At 71.4% G+C, this 18018-nt stretch carries 21 protein-coding genes; 10 read left to right on the top strand and 11 right to left on the bottom strand.

Translation table 11 applies throughout. From position 1 onward, the window contains the following. Positions 1-76: 76 nt before the first annotated feature. Positions 77-652, bottom strand: coding sequence for a TetR/AcrR family transcriptional regulator (locus EDF55_RS13700; protein WP_123655525.1), 576 nt, complete (start codon positions 650-652; stop codon positions 77-79). Positions 653-814: 162 nt separating this feature from the next. Between EDF55_RS13700 and EDF55_RS13695 the strand changes: the two genes are divergently transcribed. Further along, complete coding sequence (locus tag EDF55_RS13695) at positions 815-1789, top strand: carbohydrate kinase family protein (protein ID WP_185017396.1); 975 nt, start codon at positions 815-817, stop codon at positions 1787-1789. Between the two features lie 69 nt (positions 1790-1858). Here the strand turns inward: EDF55_RS13695 and EDF55_RS13690 are convergent, their stop codons facing one another. From EDF55_RS13690 to upp, 5 genes are all read right to left on the bottom strand, one after another. Then, complete coding sequence (locus EDF55_RS13690; RefSeq protein ID WP_123655523.1) at positions 1859-3298, bottom strand: serine hydrolase; 1440 nt, start codon at positions 3296-3298, stop codon at positions 1859-1861. Next, entirely contained in the window at positions 3295-4644 is a 1350-nt protein-coding gene (locus EDF55_RS13685) for a deoxyribodipyrimidine photo-lyase (RefSeq protein ID WP_123655522.1), read from the bottom strand. Before EDF55_RS13685 ends, EDF55_RS13690 begins: the two co-directional genes overlap by 4 nt. After that, on the bottom strand, positions 4641-5180 hold the full coding sequence (locus EDF55_RS13680) for a MarR family winged helix-turn-helix transcriptional regulator (RefSeq protein WP_123655521.1): 540 nt from the start codon (positions 5178-5180) through the stop codon (positions 4641-4643). The genes EDF55_RS13685 and EDF55_RS13680 overlap by 4 nt, the downstream gene beginning before the upstream one ends. 290 nt (positions 5181-5470) lie before the next feature. Further along, positions 5471-6253: a winged helix-turn-helix domain-containing protein gene (locus tag EDF55_RS13675; protein ID WP_123655520.1), complete on the bottom strand. Its 783-nt coding sequence runs from the start codon at positions 6251-6253 to the stop codon at positions 5471-5473. Positions 6254-6698: 445 nt separating this feature from the next. Continuing rightward, complete coding sequence (gene upp, locus EDF55_RS13670) at positions 6699-7334, bottom strand: uracil phosphoribosyltransferase (RefSeq protein ID WP_123655519.1); 636 nt, start codon at positions 7332-7334, stop codon at positions 6699-6701. Between the two features lie 120 nt (positions 7335-7454). Here upp and EDF55_RS13665 point away from each other — a divergent pair, with 120 nt between their 5' ends. Further along, on the top strand, positions 7455-7886 hold the full coding sequence (locus EDF55_RS13665; protein WP_123655986.1) for a nucleoside deaminase: 432 nt from the start codon (positions 7455-7457) through the stop codon (positions 7884-7886). Between the two features lie 31 nt (positions 7887-7917). Here EDF55_RS13665 and EDF55_RS13660 read toward each other — a convergent pair whose 3' ends face one another. Further along, the gene (locus EDF55_RS13660) at positions 7918-8874 is read right to left on the bottom strand and encodes a cation diffusion facilitator family transporter (RefSeq protein ID WP_123655518.1); all 957 of its coding nucleotides are present in this window, start codon (positions 8872-8874) and stop codon (positions 7918-7920) included. A gap of 64 nt (positions 8875-8938) precedes the next feature. Here EDF55_RS13660 and proC point away from each other — a divergent pair, with 64 nt between their 5' ends. Continuing rightward, entirely contained in the window at positions 8939-9769 is an 831-nt protein-coding gene (gene proC, locus EDF55_RS13655; RefSeq protein ID WP_123655517.1) for a pyrroline-5-carboxylate reductase, read from the top strand. A gap of 126 nt (positions 9770-9895) precedes the next feature. Here proC and EDF55_RS13650 read toward each other — a convergent pair whose 3' ends face one another. Further along, complete coding sequence (locus EDF55_RS13650) at positions 9896-10591, bottom strand: TrkA family potassium uptake protein (protein WP_185017394.1); 696 nt, start codon at positions 10589-10591, stop codon at positions 9896-9898. Then, positions 10584-12017, bottom strand: coding sequence for a TrkH family potassium uptake protein (locus EDF55_RS13645; RefSeq protein ID WP_123655516.1), 1434 nt, complete (start codon positions 12015-12017; stop codon positions 10584-10586). Before EDF55_RS13645 ends, EDF55_RS13650 begins: the two co-directional genes overlap by 8 nt. A gap of 71 nt (positions 12018-12088) precedes the next feature. Here EDF55_RS13645 and EDF55_RS13640 point away from each other — a divergent pair, with 71 nt between their 5' ends. The 5 genes from EDF55_RS13640 to EDF55_RS13620 all read left to right on the top strand — a co-directional run bounded on the left by EDF55_RS13640 (position 12089) and on the right by EDF55_RS13620 (position 13755). Further along, positions 12089-12604: a helix-turn-helix transcriptional regulator gene (locus EDF55_RS13640; RefSeq protein WP_123655515.1), complete on the top strand. Its 516-nt coding sequence runs from the start codon at positions 12089-12091 to the stop codon at positions 12602-12604. Between the two features lie 106 nt (positions 12605-12710). Next, a complete protein-coding gene (locus tag EDF55_RS13635) occupies positions 12711-12905 on the top strand; it encodes a helix-turn-helix domain-containing protein (RefSeq protein ID WP_111080648.1) in 195 nt (64 codons plus the stop codon). Positions 12906-13027: 122 nt separating this feature from the next. Then, positions 13028-13126, top strand: a complete 99-nt coding sequence (locus EDF55_RS13630) for a 30S ribosomal protein bS22 (RefSeq protein ID WP_003792170.1) — start codon at positions 13028-13030, stop codon at positions 13124-13126. An 84-nt stretch (positions 13127-13210) separates the two neighbouring features. Further along, positions 13211-13465 carry a glutaredoxin family protein gene (locus EDF55_RS13625; RefSeq protein ID WP_123655514.1) on the top strand — a complete coding sequence of 85 codons (255 nt, stop codon included), beginning with the start codon at positions 13211-13213 and terminating at the stop codon, positions 13463-13465. Next, positions 13462-13755 carry a Dabb family protein gene (locus EDF55_RS13620; RefSeq protein ID WP_123655513.1) on the top strand — a complete coding sequence of 98 codons (294 nt, stop codon included), beginning with the start codon at positions 13462-13464 and terminating at the stop codon, positions 13753-13755. The genes EDF55_RS13625 and EDF55_RS13620 overlap by 4 nt, the downstream gene beginning before the upstream one ends. Before the next feature lie 192 nt (positions 13756-13947). On the opposite strand, the gene aspS is transcribed toward EDF55_RS13620, so the two are convergent. Beyond that, the gene (gene aspS, locus EDF55_RS13615) at positions 13948-15288 is read right to left on the bottom strand and encodes an aspartate--tRNA(Asn) ligase (RefSeq protein WP_123655512.1); all 1341 of its coding nucleotides are present in this window, start codon (positions 15286-15288) and stop codon (positions 13948-13950) included. A 147-nt stretch (positions 15289-15435) separates the two neighbouring features. On the opposite strand from aspS, the gene EDF55_RS13610 reads away from it, so the two are divergent. Next, on the top strand, positions 15436-15786 hold the full coding sequence (locus EDF55_RS13610; protein WP_123655511.1) for a hypothetical protein: 351 nt from the start codon (positions 15436-15438) through the stop codon (positions 15784-15786). A 215-nt stretch (positions 15787-16001) separates the two neighbouring features. Here EDF55_RS13610 and EDF55_RS13605 read toward each other — a convergent pair whose 3' ends face one another. After that, entirely contained in the window at positions 16002-16424 is a 423-nt protein-coding gene (locus EDF55_RS13605; RefSeq protein WP_260235950.1) for a MerR family transcriptional regulator, read from the bottom strand. A 42-nt stretch (positions 16425-16466) separates the two neighbouring features. Here EDF55_RS13605 and EDF55_RS13600 point away from each other — a divergent pair, with 42 nt between their 5' ends. Then, positions 16467-17957 (top strand): SulP family inorganic anion transporter, encoded by a 1491-nt coding sequence (locus EDF55_RS13600; protein ID WP_123655510.1) that lies wholly within the window; start codon positions 16467-16469, stop codon positions 17955-17957. Positions 17958-18018 lie beyond the last annotated feature (61 nt).

Below are 18018 nucleotides of genomic sequence, written 5' to 3'. Positions count from 1 at the left end.
CCCGTCCGATCGTGGTCGCGACCACGGCGCGTCCGTCACCCTCAGGCCGTGCGAACCGGGCGCCCGGTCCGTCACGTCAGGCCGTGGCGAACCGCGCGCCGGAGACGAGCCGGTCGGCCACCGCCCGGAGGACGGCGTCGATGTCCGTGTGCTCGCGGTCGACGATGGTGCCCCACTGCGCGCCACGGGCGGCGAGGACCGCGCCGCGGGCCGCTCGTTCCCCGTCGCGGTCGCCGTAGCCGTGGGCGGTGCACCAGGCCGCGATGGCGGCCACCTGCGCGCGGTGGAAGACGTGTTCGCGGTCCCGCCCGTCGAGGGACTCAACCGACCCGAGCTCGAAGGTGAGCCGCGCCGCGAGGGAGCGCTCCGGGTCGTCGAGGCCGCCGAAGACGGCGACGAGGTAGGCGGCGAGGCCGAGGTCGTCGGCGTCAGGGTCGAGTGCGACGGTCGCGGTGCGCTCCGCCAGGTGCTCGACGACGGCGTCGATGAGGGCTTCTCGGGTGCCGAAGTGGTACACGATCGGGTACGCGCTGGTGCCGAGGACGCGGCCGAGGCTGCGGACCGAGACGTCTTCGAGCTTGGTGTCCTGCAGGTGCTGGGCGACCTTGGCGACGATCGCCGGCTTCAGGGTCGGATCGGGCTTGCGGGGCATGGGGTCTCCGGCCGTGCGGTGGATCAGAACACAATCATGAAACATGTTACCGGCAGAGTCCGGCGCCGGGCTGAGAGTCCGCATCGCATCCGTGATCTGAAGAGGGGTGCAGGCTCACTCCGCAAAGTGGAGATTTCCTCGGGTTCACGTAGACTGCCGAGGATGTCCCTGCCGTCCGAGCGTTCCGTGCCCCCGTCACGTCCCGCGGAGGCGGCCGGCGGACGGGCGGTCGCGGGCCGTCGCCGCGGCGTCGGGAAGCGCTTCCTGGTGATCGGCGACGTGCTGGACGGCGTGCTCGTGCAGACCCGGGCCACCGGGCCGGGCGACCACGACCCGGCCGCGTCCATCCGGCATCGCCCCGCCGGGGCCGCGGGGAACACGGCGACCTGGCTCGGCTGGCTCGGCGCCGAGGTCGACCTGGTCGGGCGCGTCGGGGTGGACGACGTCTACCGGCACGCCCGCGCGCTCGAGGACGCGGGCGTCCGGCCGCACATCCACCACGACGCCGGCACCTCCACCGGGGTCGTCGTGTCGGTCCGGAACGCGCGCGCCCGGACGTCGATGTCCGACGGCGCGGCGAGCTCGCTGATCACCGCCGACGACGTGCCGGACGAGCTCGTCGCCCGTGCGGACATCGTGCACCTCACGGGGGAGGCGATGCTCGGCGCCGGCGGGGTGGAACGCCTGGCGGCCCTCGTCGCCCGCGCTCGCTCGGGGCCGGCCCGCGTGTCCTTCGACCCGTCGTCGGCGGCGGTGGTCCGAGCCGTGGGCGGCCCCGCGTTCCTCGACGCGGTCGCCGGGGTGGACCTGCTCGTCCCCGGCGCGGCCGAGGCGCTCGCACTCACGGGAGCGCCGGACGTCGTCGAGGCCACCCGCATCCTGACCCGGGCCGTGCCGCTCGTGGTGGTCACGCTCGGGCACGACGGTGTCCTCGTCGGACGGCCGGGGCGGACCCCGCAACGCGTGCCCGCCACGGCGGCCACGGTCGTCGACACGATCGGCGCCGGCGACGCGTTCGCAGCGGGTTTCATCCGCGCCTGGGCCACCGACCCGGTGCGCGTCGGGGCCGCCGCGCGGGAGGGCACGCGGGTCGCCGCTCGCGCGCTCGGGTTCGTCGGCGGGCGGCCGCCGGTCTGAGGTCGTGCGGCGGTCGTGCGCCGGTCGTGGGGCGGTCGTGCGCCGGTCGCGGGGCGGTCCCGCGGCGCGTCAGCCTTCGGCTTCGACGGGCTCCGCGGTGCAGATCAGGGTCTGGACGCGCCCCGATGCGAGCGGAGCGAGTCGGATCTCGACCCGGAGCCGTCCAGCGGTGCCGGGCAGCCACCAGCGCAGGTGCGTCGGCGTCGTCGACGCCTCCGCGACGGGCGCGGCACCGAGGTCGGCGCCGACGGCGGCGGCCGCCGCGGCGATCGCGGCGCGTCGCCGGTCGTACGGCACGTCCATGGCCACGTTCGGTGTGCAGATCGCGTCCGCCAGGTCGTCGCTCCACCCGGCCAGGAGGCGCGACACGGCCGCCTGCGCGGCTCGCGTCTCGGGGAGGACGCTCACGGGCGCCGGCCGGGTCCGCACGTCGGCCGCGAGCAGCAGGTCGTGCGCGGCCTCGGTCGCGACGGAGACCTTCGCCTGCGTGGCGTTCTCGAACGCGACGACACCGAGGCCCGAGCGGACGGACCACCGCATGTGCGCCGAGAAGCCCGGGTAGCCGCCGGAGTGCGAGGCGATCGGCCCGTACATGGCGTCCTGCTCGACGAAGAGCCCGAAGCCGTAGCCGACCGGTCGGCCGGAACCGGGGACCGTCGTCGGGATGACCCGCATCGCCTGCTGCATGAGGCGGCGGTCCGCGGGGGAGACCGGGCCGTCCTCGGCCACGGACCCCGGCGCACGGAGCGGCGCGAACGCCGAGGACAGGTGTCGTGCCCAGCGAGCCAGGTCGGTGACGGTGGAGAACAGGCCGCCGATCGGGGAGAACGCGCCGGGGCCGCTCAGGGGGAGCAGTTCCCAGGTGCCTTCGAAGGGGCGCGCACCGGTCACGACGTACCCGCGGGCGTCGGCCGCCGCGAAGACCGTGTCGTCGAGACCGAGCGGCTCGAGGACCACGTCGTGGGCGACCTCGACGAAGGGGCGCCCGGCCACGACCGCGACGGCACGTCCGAGCAGCGCGTAGCCGAGGTTGGAGTACGCGAAGCCGGTGCCCGGGACGGAGTCGAACAGCAGCCCGGCCCGCAGGACGGCGTCGAGTTCGTCGTCGGAGATCGGTTCCTGGCGGTCACCCCACGGGTCGTCGGTGGGGAAGCCCGCCGACATCGTCAGGAGCATCCGGAGCGTGGGGATCGGTGCGTCCGGCGTCGGCAGTGCCACGTCGGCGAACGCCGGCACGAAGTCGGTGATCGGGGCGTCGAGGGAGACCCGCCCTGCCGCGACGAGCGTCAGGAGCGCGGCCGCGGTGATGCTCTTCGTGCACGAGGCGATCCGGTAGACGGTGTCGGCGTCTGGTGCGCGGCCGTCCCCGCGGTCGCCGTGGCCGCCAGACGCGACGAGGCCGTCCGCGTCGAAGACGCCCCACACGGTGCTCGGGGCGACACCGCGCTCGACGCGCTCCCGGAAGAGCTCGTCGATCCGCGCGATGGTCTCCGGGCTGGTGGTCGTCATGCGCGGCGCATCCTGTCGTAGGCGTCGAGGGCTCGTTGGCGGGTCTCGCGGAGGTCGACCATCGGTTCGGGGCGGTCCTCGTCGGCGGGCACCCAGCGGCGGACGTACTCGCGGTGCTTGTCGAAGCGTTCGAGCTGGCGGTCCGGGTTGAACACCCGGAAGTAGGGCGCCGCATCGAACCCGGAGCCGGCGACCCACTGCCAGTTGCCCGGGTTGTTCGCGGCGTCGGCGTCCACCAGGGTGTCCCAGAACCACTGCTCCCCGACGCGCCAGTCCACGAGCAGGTTCTTCACGAGGAAGCTCGCCGCGGCCAGGCGGACGCGGTTGTGCATGGCGCCGGAGCTCCAGAGCTCCCGCATGCCGGCGTCCACCAGGTCGAACCCGGTGCGCCCCTGGTACCAGCGCTGGAGTTCGTCGTCGGACGGGGTGCGCCAGGGGAAGGCGTCGAACTCCCGCCGGACGTTCACCGTGGCGAGCTGCTCCGAGTGGAAGTACTCGTTCCAGTTGAACTCGCGCCACGCCAGCTGCCGGAGGAACGCGGGCGCCTGCTGCCGCTGGTGCGGCTCGAGCCTGCCGTGCAGCCGGTGCCACACCTGGTACGGGCTGATCTCGCCCCAGCGGAGGTGCGGGGAGAGGTCGCTCGTGGCGGCCATCGCGGGTTCGTCGCGCTGGTCGTAGTCCTCGAGGGCGTTCTCGACGAATTCCTCGAGGAGCTTCGCCGCACCGTGCTCGCCGGGATCCCAGGCGTCACGGAGTCCGCCGGCCCAGTCCGGGGCGGTCGGGAGGAGCGCCCAGTCGGCCAGGTCGTCGCTGTCGGCGGACGAGGGCGACGGCAGCTCCCGTGGCTTCGGGAGCGGGTGCCGTGGCTCGGGCATCGCCTGCGCCGCGCGCCAGAAGGGGGTGAACACCTTGTACGGCTCACCGGAACCGTTGAGCACCGTCCACGGTTCCCAGAGCAGCGTCGCCGCGAAGCTGTGCGCTTCGGTGCCGGCGTCGGTCAGCGCGGACTTGATCCCCGCGTCGATGTCGCGCTCGACCGGTCCGTACCGGCGGTTCCAGAACACGCCGTCCGCGCCGGTGTCGGCGACGAGCCGGGGGATGACGTCGGCGGCCGCGCCCCGGCGCAGGACGAGCCGGGACCCGCGGGCCCGCAGGTCGGCGTCGAGCGAGGTCAACGACTGGTGCAGCCACCACCGGGCAGCGGCGCCCAGCGGCCGGATGCCGTCGCTGTCGTCGTCGAGGACGTAGACCACCGTGAGGTCGCCGCCGTGGTCGATCCCCGCGCGGAGTGCCGGGTTGTCCGCGAGCCGGAGGTCGTCGCGGAGCCAGACGAGGGCGCCGGTCACACGGGCGCCGGGTCGGTCTGGACGGCGACGGTGCGGTGCACCGGGGGGATGTCGGCAGCGGCGACACGGAGCTTCGTGCAGAGCTCGGTCAGGGTCCGGAGCTCGCTGTCGCTCAGTCCGGCGCTGACCTGCGCGGCGATGCTCGCGGCGTGCTGGACGGCGACGGCGCGGTAGACGTCGAACCCGTGCGCGGTGAGCGCGACGATCACGCCGCGGGCGTCGGTCGGGTCCGGCTGTTTCTCGACGATGCCGCGTGCGGCCAGTCGGTCGACCAGACGGCTGACGCTCGGCTGGGTGAGCAGGAGGTGGCCGGTGAGGTCACGCATCCGGCAGCGCCGCCCGGGCTGCGTGGAGAGGTTGAAGCAGACGTCGTACTCGTTGAACGAGATCTCGCCGCCCGGGAACTCGGTGTTGAGGTTCCGCATCACCGTGACCTGTGCCCGGAACAGGGCTTCCCAGGCACCGACTGCGACCGCTTTCTCGCTGCGGTGGGCGTCGGTCCGGGCACCGTCGGTGCCGCGCGCCTCGTCGTTCACGGTGGAGCTCCCTCTGGTCCGGTGGTCTTCCACCCTACCGAGGGCGTCGGACACTCGGACCGAGCAACGCGCCTGCCGGACCCCGGACACGGACGAGGGCCGGCCGCTCAACGAGCGACCGGCCCTCTCCCTTGCACCAAGAGTGTCCTGCATTCACATTCCGCAGCCGGTGCCACAGCAAACACCGTCTGCACCACCGACTGTATAACGAACGGATAACGGGCGCTAGCCGGAACCGCCGACGTTCGCTGCGAGTTCACCAAGAGGCCGGTATGCGCGGCCTGTGGTGCTCAGAACAGGTCGGGCGACGGGGTCGACGCGTAGCGGACGGCGACGTCCGCGTGCCGGTCGAAGCGGTAGCCGACCCCGCGGACCGTGCGGACGATCTCCTCGAACGCACCGAGCTTGGAGCGCAGACGGCGGACGTGCACGTCGATGGTGCGCTCGTTCGGGGTCTCGTCCTCACCGTCGGACCAGAGACCGTCGATGATGGCGGTGCGGTCGACCGTGCGGCCCTCGCGGAGGACGAGGAACTGCAGGAGCTCGAACTCCTTGTACGTCAGGGGAGCGGCTTCACCGTCGAGCGTCACACGCTTCCGGGAGATGTCGATGACGACGCCGGTCTCCTCGGGCTCGGGCTTCTCGGCCTGCTTGCGTGCGGCGACGGCGGAGCGGTCCTGCAGCGCGAGCCGGACGACGTCGACGTCACGGCCACCGGAGCCCTCGGCGGCCACGGCGACCGCGGCGTAGGTCTCGGCGGCAGGGACGAGCTGCGCGGTGAGTGCCTTCAGCTGCTCGACCACCGCGGCGAGGGTCGTGCCGGCCGCTGCGGCCTTCTCCTCGTCGATGCCGACGTAGAGGGCGAAGCCGCGGGCCTCGGTGCCTTCCGGCAGTGCGCGGTTCCGCTGCGGTGCGACGACCGGGCTCGTCGGGATCTCGGTGCGCTCGGGCTGCACGGCCCGCGACGGTGCTGCGTCGCGGCGGGGCCGGATCGGGGTGACTGCGCCGAGGTCGATCGGGGCGGGAGCGGCGGTGCGGAGGCTGGTGCGGGGCTGGGCGATGGTGAGCGACATGGTGGTTCTCCGGGCGATGTGGTCGCGGCTGCTCTCGCAGTGCGGCCGGTGTCGAATGCGTCGGCCCGGGTACGGTGACGTCGCATCGGCGGTGCGCCGATGTGCCCTGCGGTCCTGCTGGGGAGGACCGGGGCTGACCCGGGGGTGCGGGGAACGACCTCGTGACGTGACGTGCGCGTCGTCGGTGGTCGTCACCCGGGGATCACGCGCTCGCGACGGGGGTGGTGTCGCGGGGGATCCGGCTGGAACGGGTGCCGATCAGGCACACATTCGACAACGCATGACGGCCATCGCCGGCATCATCGTGCCGGCGGTCCCCACTGCCCCCGAGAGGGAGCACGCCTCGGAGAGGACGCGGGACACGGTTGCAGTCATGACGACGAGTATCCGCGGTATACCAAGTCGCTGTCAACCGTCCGCCCGGACGGTCGAGAGCGGAGGAGTGTTATTCGGCCAGTCCGTACAGACGGTCGCCGGCGTCGCCGAGGCCCGGCACGATGTAGCCGTTCTCGTCGAGGCGCTCGTCGAGGGCGCCGAGCACGATCGTGACGTCGCGGTCGCCCACGGCTTCCTCGACGGCCTTGAGGCCCTCGGGTGCCCCGAGGATGCACACGCAGGTGACGTCCTCGGCGCCGCGGTCGAACAGGAAGTCGATGGCGGCGGCGAGGGTGCCCCCGGTCGCGAGCATCGGGTCGAGCACGAAGCACTGGCGGTTCGAGAGGTCGTCCGGCAGGCGCTCCGCGTAGGTCTGCGGCTCGAGGGTCTCCTCGTTGCGCGCCATGCCGAGGAACCCGACTTCCGCCGTGGGGACGAGCTTGACCATGCCCTCGAGCATGCCGAGGCCGGCGCGGAGGATCGGGACGACGAGCGGGCGCGGCTTCGCGATCGAGACGCCCATGGTCTGCGCGACCGGCGTGGAGATCGGGGTCGCCGTGACCCGGACGTTCCGGGTGGCTTCGTACGCGAGGAGCGTGACGAGTTCCTCGGTCAGTGCCCGGAAGGTGGGCGAGGGTGTGGTCCGGTCGCGGAGCACCGAGAGCTTGTGGGTGATGAGCGGGTGGTCGGCGACGTGGACTCGCATAGGGTCGAGCGTACCGTGCCGCGTGCCCACCAGCGGTCGCGGGCGGTACCCGACCAGACCGGAGGACCCGTGGACACGACACGCTCGACGCACCCGGCCGGGCGTCCGTACGTGTCCGCGATGGCACTGGCGCTCGAGGAGGCCCGGGCGTGCCTCGCGACCGGGGACGTGCCGGTCGGGGCCGTCGTCCTCGACGCACAGGGCCGCGTGGTCGCCACCGGCCGGAACGAGCGCGAGGCCACGCAGGACCCCACGGCGCACGCCGAGGTGCTCGCCCTCCGTGCCGCGGCCGCCGTGACCGGGGACTGGCACCTCGACCGGCACACCCTCGTCGTCACGCTCGAGCCGTGCCCGATGTGCGCGGGGGCGATCCTCGCCGCACGGGTCCCACGGATCGTGTTCGGCGCGTGGGACCCGAAGGCGGGAGCCTCCGGCAGCGTCTACGACATCGCCAGGGACCGTCGTCTGCCGCACCGGTCCGAGGTGGTCGCGGGTGTGCTCGAGGCGGAGTGCGCCGCCCTGCTCGACGACTTCTTCGCGGAACGGCGCTAGTCGCCGCTCCGCAATGCTCCGCGGAACGGCGCTAGTCGGCCGCGCGGATCACGATCGCCTCGGTCGGCGGACGCGGTCCGGTGCGGAGCACGTCCGGCTCGACGTAGATGACCCGGGCGATCGGCACGGCGGCACGCACGCGCTGCTCGACGGTGTCGATCCCGGCGGCGACGTCGCCGAGTCGTCGGTCCCCGTCGACGGCGACCTTCACGCCGACCATCAGCTCTTCCGGGCCGAGGTAGAGGGTCTTGATGTGGATGATCGACTCGACCTCGGGACCGTCGAGCACGGCCGCCTTGATCTTCGTCACGTCCGCCGCCGTCGCTCCCTCTCCGACGAGCAGGCTCTTGGTCTCGATGCCGAGGACCAGCGCGACCGCGATGAGCAGCACCGCGATGAGCACGGTGCCGATCGCGTCGAACACCCCGTTGCCGGTCAGCGCGGTGAGGCCGACCCCGAAGAACGCGAAGACCAGGCCGGTCAGGGCCGCGGTGTCCTCGAGCATGACGACCGGCAGCTCCGGGGCCTTGGCGCGGCGCACGTACTGCACCCACGACAGCGAGCCCTTGTGCGGTGCCGCTTCCTTCAGCGCGGTGCGGAGTGAGAAGCCCTCGAGCCCGATCGCGATGACGAGCACGAGCAGCGGCAGCCACCAGTTCTCGAGGGGGTGCGGGTGCGCGAACTTCTCGATGCCCTCGTACAGGGAGAACACGCCACCGACGGAGAACAGCACGATGGAGACGACGAAGGCGTACACGTAGCGCTCGCGCCCGTAGCCGAAGGGGTGTTCCTCGTCGGCGGCACGTCGGGCGCGCCGTCCACCGAGGAGCAGCAGGAGCTGGTTCGCCGAGTCCGCGAGGGAGTGCACACCCTCCGCGAGCATCGATGCCGAGCCGCTGATCGCGGCGGCGATGAACTTCACGATCGCGATGCCGACGTTCGCGCCGAGTGCGGCGAGGATGGCCCGGTTGCCTCCGGAAGCGCTCACTGTGACCCCTGTCTCCTGATCTGCTGCCCGATCCTACGGGCAGGTCCCTCGGTAGGGTCGGGCCATGACGATCGAACTGCCCCGCACCGCCCTCGTCGGCGTCGGATCCATGTCCGGCGCGGTCCTCGACGGCCTCCTCGCCGCCGGTCTGGCACCCGACACCGTGGTCATCACGACGAAGTCCGAGTCGTCCGCCGCCGCCCATCGCGAGCGCGGACTCGACGCCCACGCGAGCGACACCGAACCGGATGCGAACCGCGCTGCGGTCCGTGGCGCCGGCATCGTCGTGCTCGGGGTGAAGCCGTTCGCGATCGGTGACGTCCTCGACGAGATCGCCGGCGACCTCGCACCGGGCACCGTCGTCGTCAGCGTCGCCGTCGGGGTCACCACGGCCGCGATGGAAGCCCGCGTGCCGGACTCCGTCCGCGTCGTCCGAGCCCTGCCGAACACCCCGATCGGCGTCGGCCACGGCGTCACCGGCATCAGCGGCGGCGCCTCGGCGGACACCGAGGCGGTCGCGCTCGCGTCCAGCCTGTTCGACGTGTCCGGCGCAGTGATCGAGGTCCCCGAGGACAAGCTCGACGCCCTCTCCGCGGTGTCCGGCTCCGGTCCGGCGTACGTCTTCCTCTTCGTGGAGGAGTGGCAGCGCGCGGCCGAGGCGCTCGGCTTCACCCACGAGCAGGCCGAGACGATGGTGCAGGGCACCGTGCGGGGTGCGGTCGAGCTGCTCGAGCGTTCCGGCAAGGAGCCGGCGGACCTCCGGAGGGCCGTGACCAGCCCGAAGGGCACGACCGAGCGCGCGGTCGCGGTCCTGCAGGAGGCGGACCTGGCCGACACCCTGCGGCGTGCCGCCGACGCGGCGATCGCGCGTGCCGAGGAGCTGTCGAAGCTCTAGACCAGACCACAGACCGGACGGGAGGCTCGGTGCCAGCCGGCACCGGGCCTCTCCCCACCGGCACGGCCTGTCTGCCGCTGGCGCGTCAGCCAGGGACCGGCGGCGTGGGCCCAGGCGGCCTGTGGTCTACTCCAGAGCGGCGAAGCGCTCCAGCGCCGTCGTCGAGCCGGACACGATGATCACGTCGTGCTCACCGATCACGCTGTCCGGCGTGGCCGGGACGAAGGCCTCGCCCGGGGGCTTGATGCCGAGCACGGTGAGGCCGAAGCGGGTCCGGATCGCGGTTGTGCCGAGGTCCTTGCCGCGGACCGCCCGTGGCGGGAACATCTTGACGACCGCGAAGTCGTCGTCGAACTCGATGAAGTCGAGCATCCGGCCGGAGACCAGGTGCGCCGTGCGCTCACCGGCCTCGCGCTCCGGGTAGACCACGTGGTTCGCGCCGATCCGGGACAGGATCGTGCCGTGCGAGCGGCTGATCGCCTTCGCCCAGATCTGCGGGATGCCGAGGTCGACGAGGTTCGCGGTGATGAGCACGCTCGACTCGAGGTCGCTGCCGGTGCCGACCACGGCGATCGGGAAGTCCTGCGCGCCGATCTGCCGGAGCGCGTCGATGTCGGTGGCGTCGGCCTGCACCGCGTGCGTGACCCGGTCGGACCACTTCTGGACCAGGCCGGCGTCCGTGTCGACGACGAGGACCTCGCGGTCCTGGCGTTCGAGCTGCCCTGCGGTGGCGGCGCCGAAGCGGCCGAGGCCGATGACGAGCACCGGGGCGTCGTGGCTGACGGCACCGAACGGGTGCTGCGGGCGGGTTCGGTCAGCCAACGATCGGCCTCTCCTCGGGACGGCGGAACAGTTGCCGGCTCTGGCTGGCGGCCAGGGCTGCGGCGATGGTCACTGTACCGACACGACCCAGGAACATCGTCGCGGCGAGGACGTACTTGCCGGACTCCGGCAGCTCCCCGGAGATGCCGGAGGACAGGCCGCACGTGGCGAAGGCGGAGATCACCTCGAACAGCACCCGGTCGAGCGACTCGTGGGTGATCTGCAGGAGGACGATCGTGGCGACCGCGACGATGGTGGCTCCCCAGAGGACAACGGCCACGGCGACGCGGAGCACGTCGCTCGGGATGCGCCGGCCGAAGGCCTCCATGCTCGCGCGGCCACGAGCCTCGGCGACGGCGGCGAGGAACAGCACCGCGAGTGTCGTGACCTTGATGCCGCCGGCGGTCGAGGCCGAGCCGCCGCCGATGAACATGAGCATGTCGGTGACCAGCAGGCTCGACCCGTTCAGCTGGTCGAAGTCGACGAGCGAGAAGCCGCCCGACCGGGTCATGGTCGAGAGGAAGAGCGCCTGGAAGGCGGTCCGCCCGGCGCCCTCCTGGCCGAAGGTCGACGGGTTCGACGCCTCGAGCGAGATGTACACGATCGCACCGCCGACGAGCAGGACGGCACTGGTCGCCAGCGTGAGCTTGACGTGGATCGGCCACTTCCGGGGCGTGCGGAGCTGCTTCGTGAGCGCCCGGATCACCGGGAAGCCGATGGACCCGGCGACGACGCCGACCATGAGCAGCGAGAGGAACCAGTAGTCGTGCGCGAACGGGTCGAGGCCGCTGGCGTTCGGTGCGAACCCGGTGTTCGTGAAGGCCATCGCCGCGTAGTAGAAGGAGTCGCCGACCGCGCTCCAGAACGGGATGCCGGCGATGAGCACCGACGGCAGGAGCAGCAGGCCGAGCACGATCTCGATGGACAGCGTGCTCACCGCGACGGTGGCGAGCAGCGTGCCGACCTCGCCGAGCCGGACCGCCTGTCCCTCCGGCACCGCGCCGTGGTGCGTGCGGAGCGGGTTCGAGTCGCCCGCGGCCATCAGCTTCGCACGCAGCCCGAGCTTCCGGGTCACGAACAGCCCGAGGATCGACGCGAAGGTCAGCACGCCGACGGCGCCGATCTGGGTGCCGATCACGACGAGGGTCTTGCCGAACACCGACCAGTGCGTCGCCATGTCCACGGTCGCGAGCCCGGTGACGCAGACCACCGACGCCGCGGTGAACAGCGAGTCCGCGAAGTGGGTCGACCGCCCGTCGGCCGCGGCCATCGGCGTCATGAAGAGCACCGTGAACACGAAGATCAGCGCGACGAAGACCAGGATCGCCAGGCGCGACGGCGAGGAGCGCAGCACGGTGGCGATCCGTGACACGCGTCTGCGGGAAGCGCCCGTCGAGACGGTCGGCGGCTCCGTGCGGTCGAGCATCGTATGCCTCCGAGGACATGGGCGGGACGCATCGCATGGTACATCCGTGCCCGGCCGGTTAGCCTTTCCCCATGGCCGACATCTTCAGCGTGGTCGCCGATCCGACGCGGCGGGAACTGCTCGGCGCGCTCCTCACGGCGTACGGCGCCGACGCGACCGGCGGGGAACTCAGCGTCGGCCAGCTCGTCGAGAAGCTCGGGGTCAGCCAGCCCACCGTCTCGAAGCACCTCCGCGTGCTCCGTGACATCGGCCTCGTGACCTCGCGCGAAGAAGGACAGCACCGCTACTACCGGCTCGACCCGGAACCACTCCTGCACATCGAGGACTGGGTGGCGCCGTTCACCGGCGCGGTCGACGCCGACGGCACGCCGGCGACCACCGCATGGACGCCCGACGGGCAGCCGGTCTCCGTCCGTCGGAACGGCGTCGCCGGCAAGGCCACGGTCGAGGTGGGGACCGAACTCGGGCGCGTCATGGCCGAGGCGTCGCACCGCGCCACGGCGGCGTTCTCGGGGGCGCAGCAGGGCTGGGAACGGGTCGTCGAGAGTTCGCGTCGCCGGTTCACGAAACGCTCCGACGAGGACTGACGCGTCGCCCTGGACACCGGGTATCACCCGCCTCTACAGTTACCAGAGACCACTCAGGTCACACCAACCTCCGCGTTCGGTCGAGCGCGTGCCCCGAAGGCGGATCATGACCGGCAGTTTCGACGACGTGCGCTTCCTCACCGTCGCTGAGGTGGCCGAGATGATGCGCGTCTCGAAGATGACCGTCTACCGCATGGTGCACGCCGGGGAACTCCCCGCGATCCGGTTCGGCCGTTCCTTCCGCGTCCCGGAGTCGGCGGTCGCCGAGGTCCTGCGCGGCGGCATCGCCGACGTCGGCTGAGTCCTCCGCCTGAGAGCGCGTTCGACATCACAGCGGCCCTCCGGTAGGATCGGGCAGGTTGATTTTCCGCGGCTTCATCGGCCCGGTGTCCGTACATCAGCATCAGTCCGAGCGAGGTCCACATGGGTTCTGTCATCAAGAAGCGTCGCAAGCGCATGGCGAAGAAGAAGCACCGCAAGCTCCTTCGCAAGACGCGTCACCAGCGTCGCAACAAGAAGTAAGTCGCGAGACTTGCCGCAGAAGCCCCGGTTCGCCGGGGCTTTCGCTGTTCCCGGGCCGGGAACCGTCGGGGCTACGCTGATCCCATGCCAGCCGTGACGCTCCTCACCAAGCCCGGATGCCACCTCTGCGACGATGCACGACCGATCGTGGAGCGGGTGGTCGCTGCCCATCCCGGCGTGACGCTCACGGAGCGCTCGATCCTCGACGACGACGCCCTCCGGCTCGAGTACGCCGAGGACATCCCCGTGGTGCTGGTCGACGGCCGCGTCCACAGCAACTGGCGTGTCGACGAGGACCGTCTCGTCCGCGCCCTCGAGAAGGCGGGAGCCTCCGCATGATCCAGCACGTCGTCTCGTGGACCCTCCGGGAAGACCTCGACCGCGCGTCGTCCATCGGGCGGATCCGCGAACTGCTGCACGGGCTGATCGGGGTCGTCCCGTCGATCCGCTCGCTGCAGGTCGTCGAGAACGTCGCCTACCCGGGGAAGAACCAGGACGTCGCCGTCGTGGCGACCTTCGACGACCTCGCCGGTCTCGACGTGTACCAGGTGCACCCGGACCACCAGGCTGCGGCGGCCGAGATCCGTGGACTGGTCACGGGGCGGGCCGCCATCGACTGGGAGAGCTGAGCCGAGCCTCCCGGCTGGCGCGCTCCGCCCGCTTGCGCTGGCGCGCTCCGGCGGCTTGCGCTGGCGCGCTCCGGCGGCGCACAACGAAAGCCGGCTCGAACCACGGAATTCCGTGGTTCGAGCCGGCTTTCGTTGTGCGGATGCGGTTCGCGCCGCGCCGCCGCGCCGCCGCAGCCCGCGCCGTCGCGCCCCCTACGGGGTCAGGCGCGTCGGGCCGCGGAACAGGTACGTGACCTCGCGGATGGACGGCTCGCCGAGCATGAGCATCAGCACGCGCGCGAGGCCCATGCCGAAGCCGCCGTGCGGCGGCACGCCGTAGCGGAAGAAGTCCAGGTACCAGCCGAGCTCGGCCGGGTCCAGGCCCTTCTCCTCCGCCTGCGCGGTGAGGACGTCGACGCGGTGCTCACGCTGGGCGCCCGTGGAGATCTCGGCACCGTTGAACAGCAGGTCGTAGCTGTTCGTGAGCGTCGGGTCGTCGGCGTGGCGCATGTGGTAGTACGGGCGGATCGACGCGTCGTAGTCGGTGACGAACACGAACTCCGAGCCGTGGTGCTCCTTCGCCCAGGCGGACACGCGACGCTCGCCCTCCGGGTCCAGGTCGCCGTCGGCACGGACGACGACGTGGCCGCTCTCCGCGACGATCTTCCGGGCCTCGGCCAGGGTCACGCGGGGGAACGGGGTCGCGGGGACCTGCAGCTCGAAGCCGAAGACCTCCTCGATGTCCTTGCCGTACTTCTCCTTGACCGCGGTGATGCCGGCCACGAGGACTTCTTCGTGCATCGCCATGACGTCCTCGTGGGACTCGATCCACGAGAACTCGGCGTCGACGCTGGTGAACTCGGTCGCGTGCCGGGAGGTGAAGGAGGGGTCGGCGCGGAAGGCGTCGGCGATCTCGAACACGGCACCGAAACCGGCCGGCTGTGCCATCTGCTTGAAGTTCTGCGGCGACTGCGCGAGGTAGGCGGTCGTCTCGAAGTACTCGAGCTGGAAGAGCTCGGCGCGGGACTCCGACGCCGACGCCATCAGCTTCGGGGTGTGGATCTCGATGTAGTCGCGCTCGACCCAGTACGTGCGGAACGCGTGCTCCAGCGTCGTCTGGATGCGGAAGATCAGGTTCTGCTTGCGGTTGCGCAGGTCGATGAAGCGCCAGTCGAGGCGCTTGTCGAGCGAGGAGTCGTCGGCGATCGGGGTCTCCGGGATCGCGGCGCTGACGACGGTGAGCTCGCCGACCTTCACCTCGAGGCCGCCGAGCTTGACGCGCTCGTCGTGCTTGAGGGTGCCGGTGACGTGGATGAAGGAGCCGTGCGCCAGACCCGAGATCGTCTCGGTCGTGGCGAGTGCTGCGGCCGAGGCGTCGTCGCCCTCGGTCGCCTCGCGCGTGGCGGGGTTCACGAGCTGGACGGCGCCGGTCTCGTCGCGGAGGACGACGAACTGCACCTTCTTCTGATCGCGGACGGTCTCGACCCATCCGGCCACGGAGACGGGACCGTCGGGGAGGGCGGCGAGGTCGCTGATGCGGGTGCGTTCGATCACGGTCGTCGAGTCTACCGGGCTGCCGGTTCTGCACAGCCCGGTTCCGTCCGACGGTTCTCCACAGACACCGCCGGGAGGCTCGGCTCGGCCCCGGTGCGTCCGTAGCGTTCTCGACGTGGCCGGGTCGCGAGCGGGGAGGAGGTCCTCATGACGGTGCTGACGGTGGGGACCGACGGTCTCGCGGCCTGGCCGCCTGCGGCGGTCGCGACGGTGGTCGCAGCGCTGTGCGCGGCCGGACTGACGATGGTCGTCGCGGTGGTCGGCGGCTGCTGGGCCGTGCTCCGTTGGCGGCGGGACGTGCACCGCGAAGAGCGTGACCGCGCGTGGACGCGCATCGTGTGGGCGATCGACCTCGTGTGCTCTGACGACGTGGGCCAGAACGAGATCGGTCGCCTTGCGTTCGAAGCGGCATGCGACATGCAGATTGCTCGCGGCGCCCACGTGGAGTTCGTCACCATCGTGGACAACCTCATCAAGACCCGAGCAGGAGGAGCATGACCATGGGAGTCAAAGCCGATGCGTGGAGCGCCGATGTCGAGCGGCGGTGGCGGGAGGGCGTCCGTCGTCGGCACCGTTTCCGGAAGCGGAAGGCCGAGGCGATCATCGCGGCACACGACGAGCGTGTTCGGGTCTGGTGGGAACTGGTGCTGGAGGGGCGCGCAGAGCGTGCGGAGCGAGAACAGGATCGGCGCGCGGCCGAGCGTGCGCGGGGCTCAGGGGAGCGAAGCGCGGAGGGAGCCCAGCGTGCCGATGAACTCCTCGGCCATGCCCGCCCGCTCGACGAGCTTCGCGTGGCGGGCCCGCGCGTCCTCCAGGAAGGCATCGAGGCGCGCTGCGCGTGCGGCCGTGTCGTCCGCATCACTGCCGGGGAGCCCGTCGACGATGCTGAGGAGGTCGCCCATCTCGTCGAGTGAGAACCCGAGCGGCTTCATCCGACGAATGACGAGCAGCCGCTCCAGGTCACGCTCGGTATAGACGCGGAAGCCACCAGTGGTGCGGCCGCTCGGCACGAGCAGACCGACCTCGTCGTAGTGCCGGATCGTCCGGAGGGACATCCCGGCGCGGTCGGCAAGCTCACCGATGTGCATCGTCCCGGCGTCGTGCTGGTCGTCGTGCTGGTCGTCGTGCTCGGTCATCACGCCCAACCCTACCCTCACGTGAGGGTAGGGTTGAGCGCGATGACGACCCTCACCCACGCGCCGGCCGCCGCGAGCGTCCTGTCCGCACTCCGCTCGCCCCGACTCCTGACGCGGGAGGTGCTGGCGGGCATCGTCACCGCGCTCGCCCTCATCCCGGAGGCGATCTCGTTCTCGGTGGTCGCCGGCGTCGACCCGGCGGTCGGGCTGTTCTCCAGCGTCATCATCGCCGTGGTCATCGCGATCGTCGGCGGCCGGCCGGCCATGGTGTCTGCAGCAGCGGGTTCCGTCGCCCTGGTGATCGCACCGCTGGTCCGTGACCACGGGATCTCCTACCTCGTCCCGACGATCGTGCTCGGCGGCGTGATCCAGCTCGTGCTCGGGTTCCTCGGGGTGGCACGGCTGATGCGGTTCATCCCGCGCAGCGTCAACGTCGCCTTCGTGAACGCGCTCGCGATCCTGATCTTCACGGCGCAGCTCCCGAACCTGTTCGGCCACGACGTCCCGCTGGTGGTCTGGCCGTTGACCGCGCTCGGCGTCGCGATCATCGTCGGGTTCCCGTTCCTCACGAAGGCGGTCCCGGCGCCGCTCATCGCAGTCGTCGTGATCACCGTCATCACGATCGTGTTCAGCGTCGCCGTGCCGACCGTCGGGGACGAGGGGGCGCTGCCGACCGCGCTGCCGGGGTTCAACGGCATCACGGTCCCGATCTCGTTCGAGACGCTCACGATCATCGCCCCGTACGCGTTCGGCATGGCGATCGTCGGGCTCATCGAGACGCTGCTCACGGCGCAGCTCGTCGACGCGATCACCGAGACCGGGTCGAGCAAGTGGCGCGAGTCGTGGGGGCAGGGCATCGCGAACATCGCGTCGGCCTTCTTCGGTGGGACCGGTGGCTGCGCGATGATCGGCCAGACCGTCATCAACGTGAAGACCGCGGGGGCCCGCACCCGGATCTCGACCTTCGTCGCCGGAGCCTCGGTGCTCGTGCTCACCATCGTGCTGCACGACGTCGTCGCCCGGATCCCGATGGCCGCGCTGACCGCGGTGATGCTCATGGTCTGCGTCGCGACCTTCGACTGGCACAGCATCCGTCCGCGGACCCTCGGGCGGATGCCGCTCGGGGAGACCGCCGTGATGGTGATCACCGTGGTCGTCGTGGTCGCCACGAACAACCTCGCGACCGGGGTGCTCGTGGGTGTCGTCGTCGCGGCGCTCGTGTTCGCCCGCCGGGTCGCGCACGTGGTCGAGGTGGTCCGCGAGCCGGTGGACGAGCGGACCGTGCGGTACCGGGTCCGCGGTGCGCTGTTCTTCGCGTCGTCGAACGACCTCGTCACCCGGTTCTCCTACGCCGAGGACCCGGAGCACGTCGTCATCGACATGTCCGAGGCGCACGTGTTCGACGCCAGCACGGTGGCCGCCCTCGACGGGGTCGAGCAGCGGTTCGCGAAGCACGGCTCGAGCGTCGAGGTGGTGAACCTGAACACGGGTTCGGTCGCGCTGCACGGCAGGCTCTCCGGACACCTCGGCTGAACGGTCCCGAAGCCGTCAATCGCCTGTGTGGGCAGTGGGAACAGCTGCGCGACCTAGACTG

This window comes from Curtobacterium sp. ZW137 (assembly GCF_003762905.1).
In the GTDB taxonomy this organism is placed as follows: domain Bacteria; phylum Actinomycetota; class Actinomycetes; order Actinomycetales; family Microbacteriaceae; genus Curtobacterium.
The sequence above is the reverse complement of the archived record's forward strand: the minus strand, read 5'-3'. Positions and strand labels throughout refer to the sequence as shown.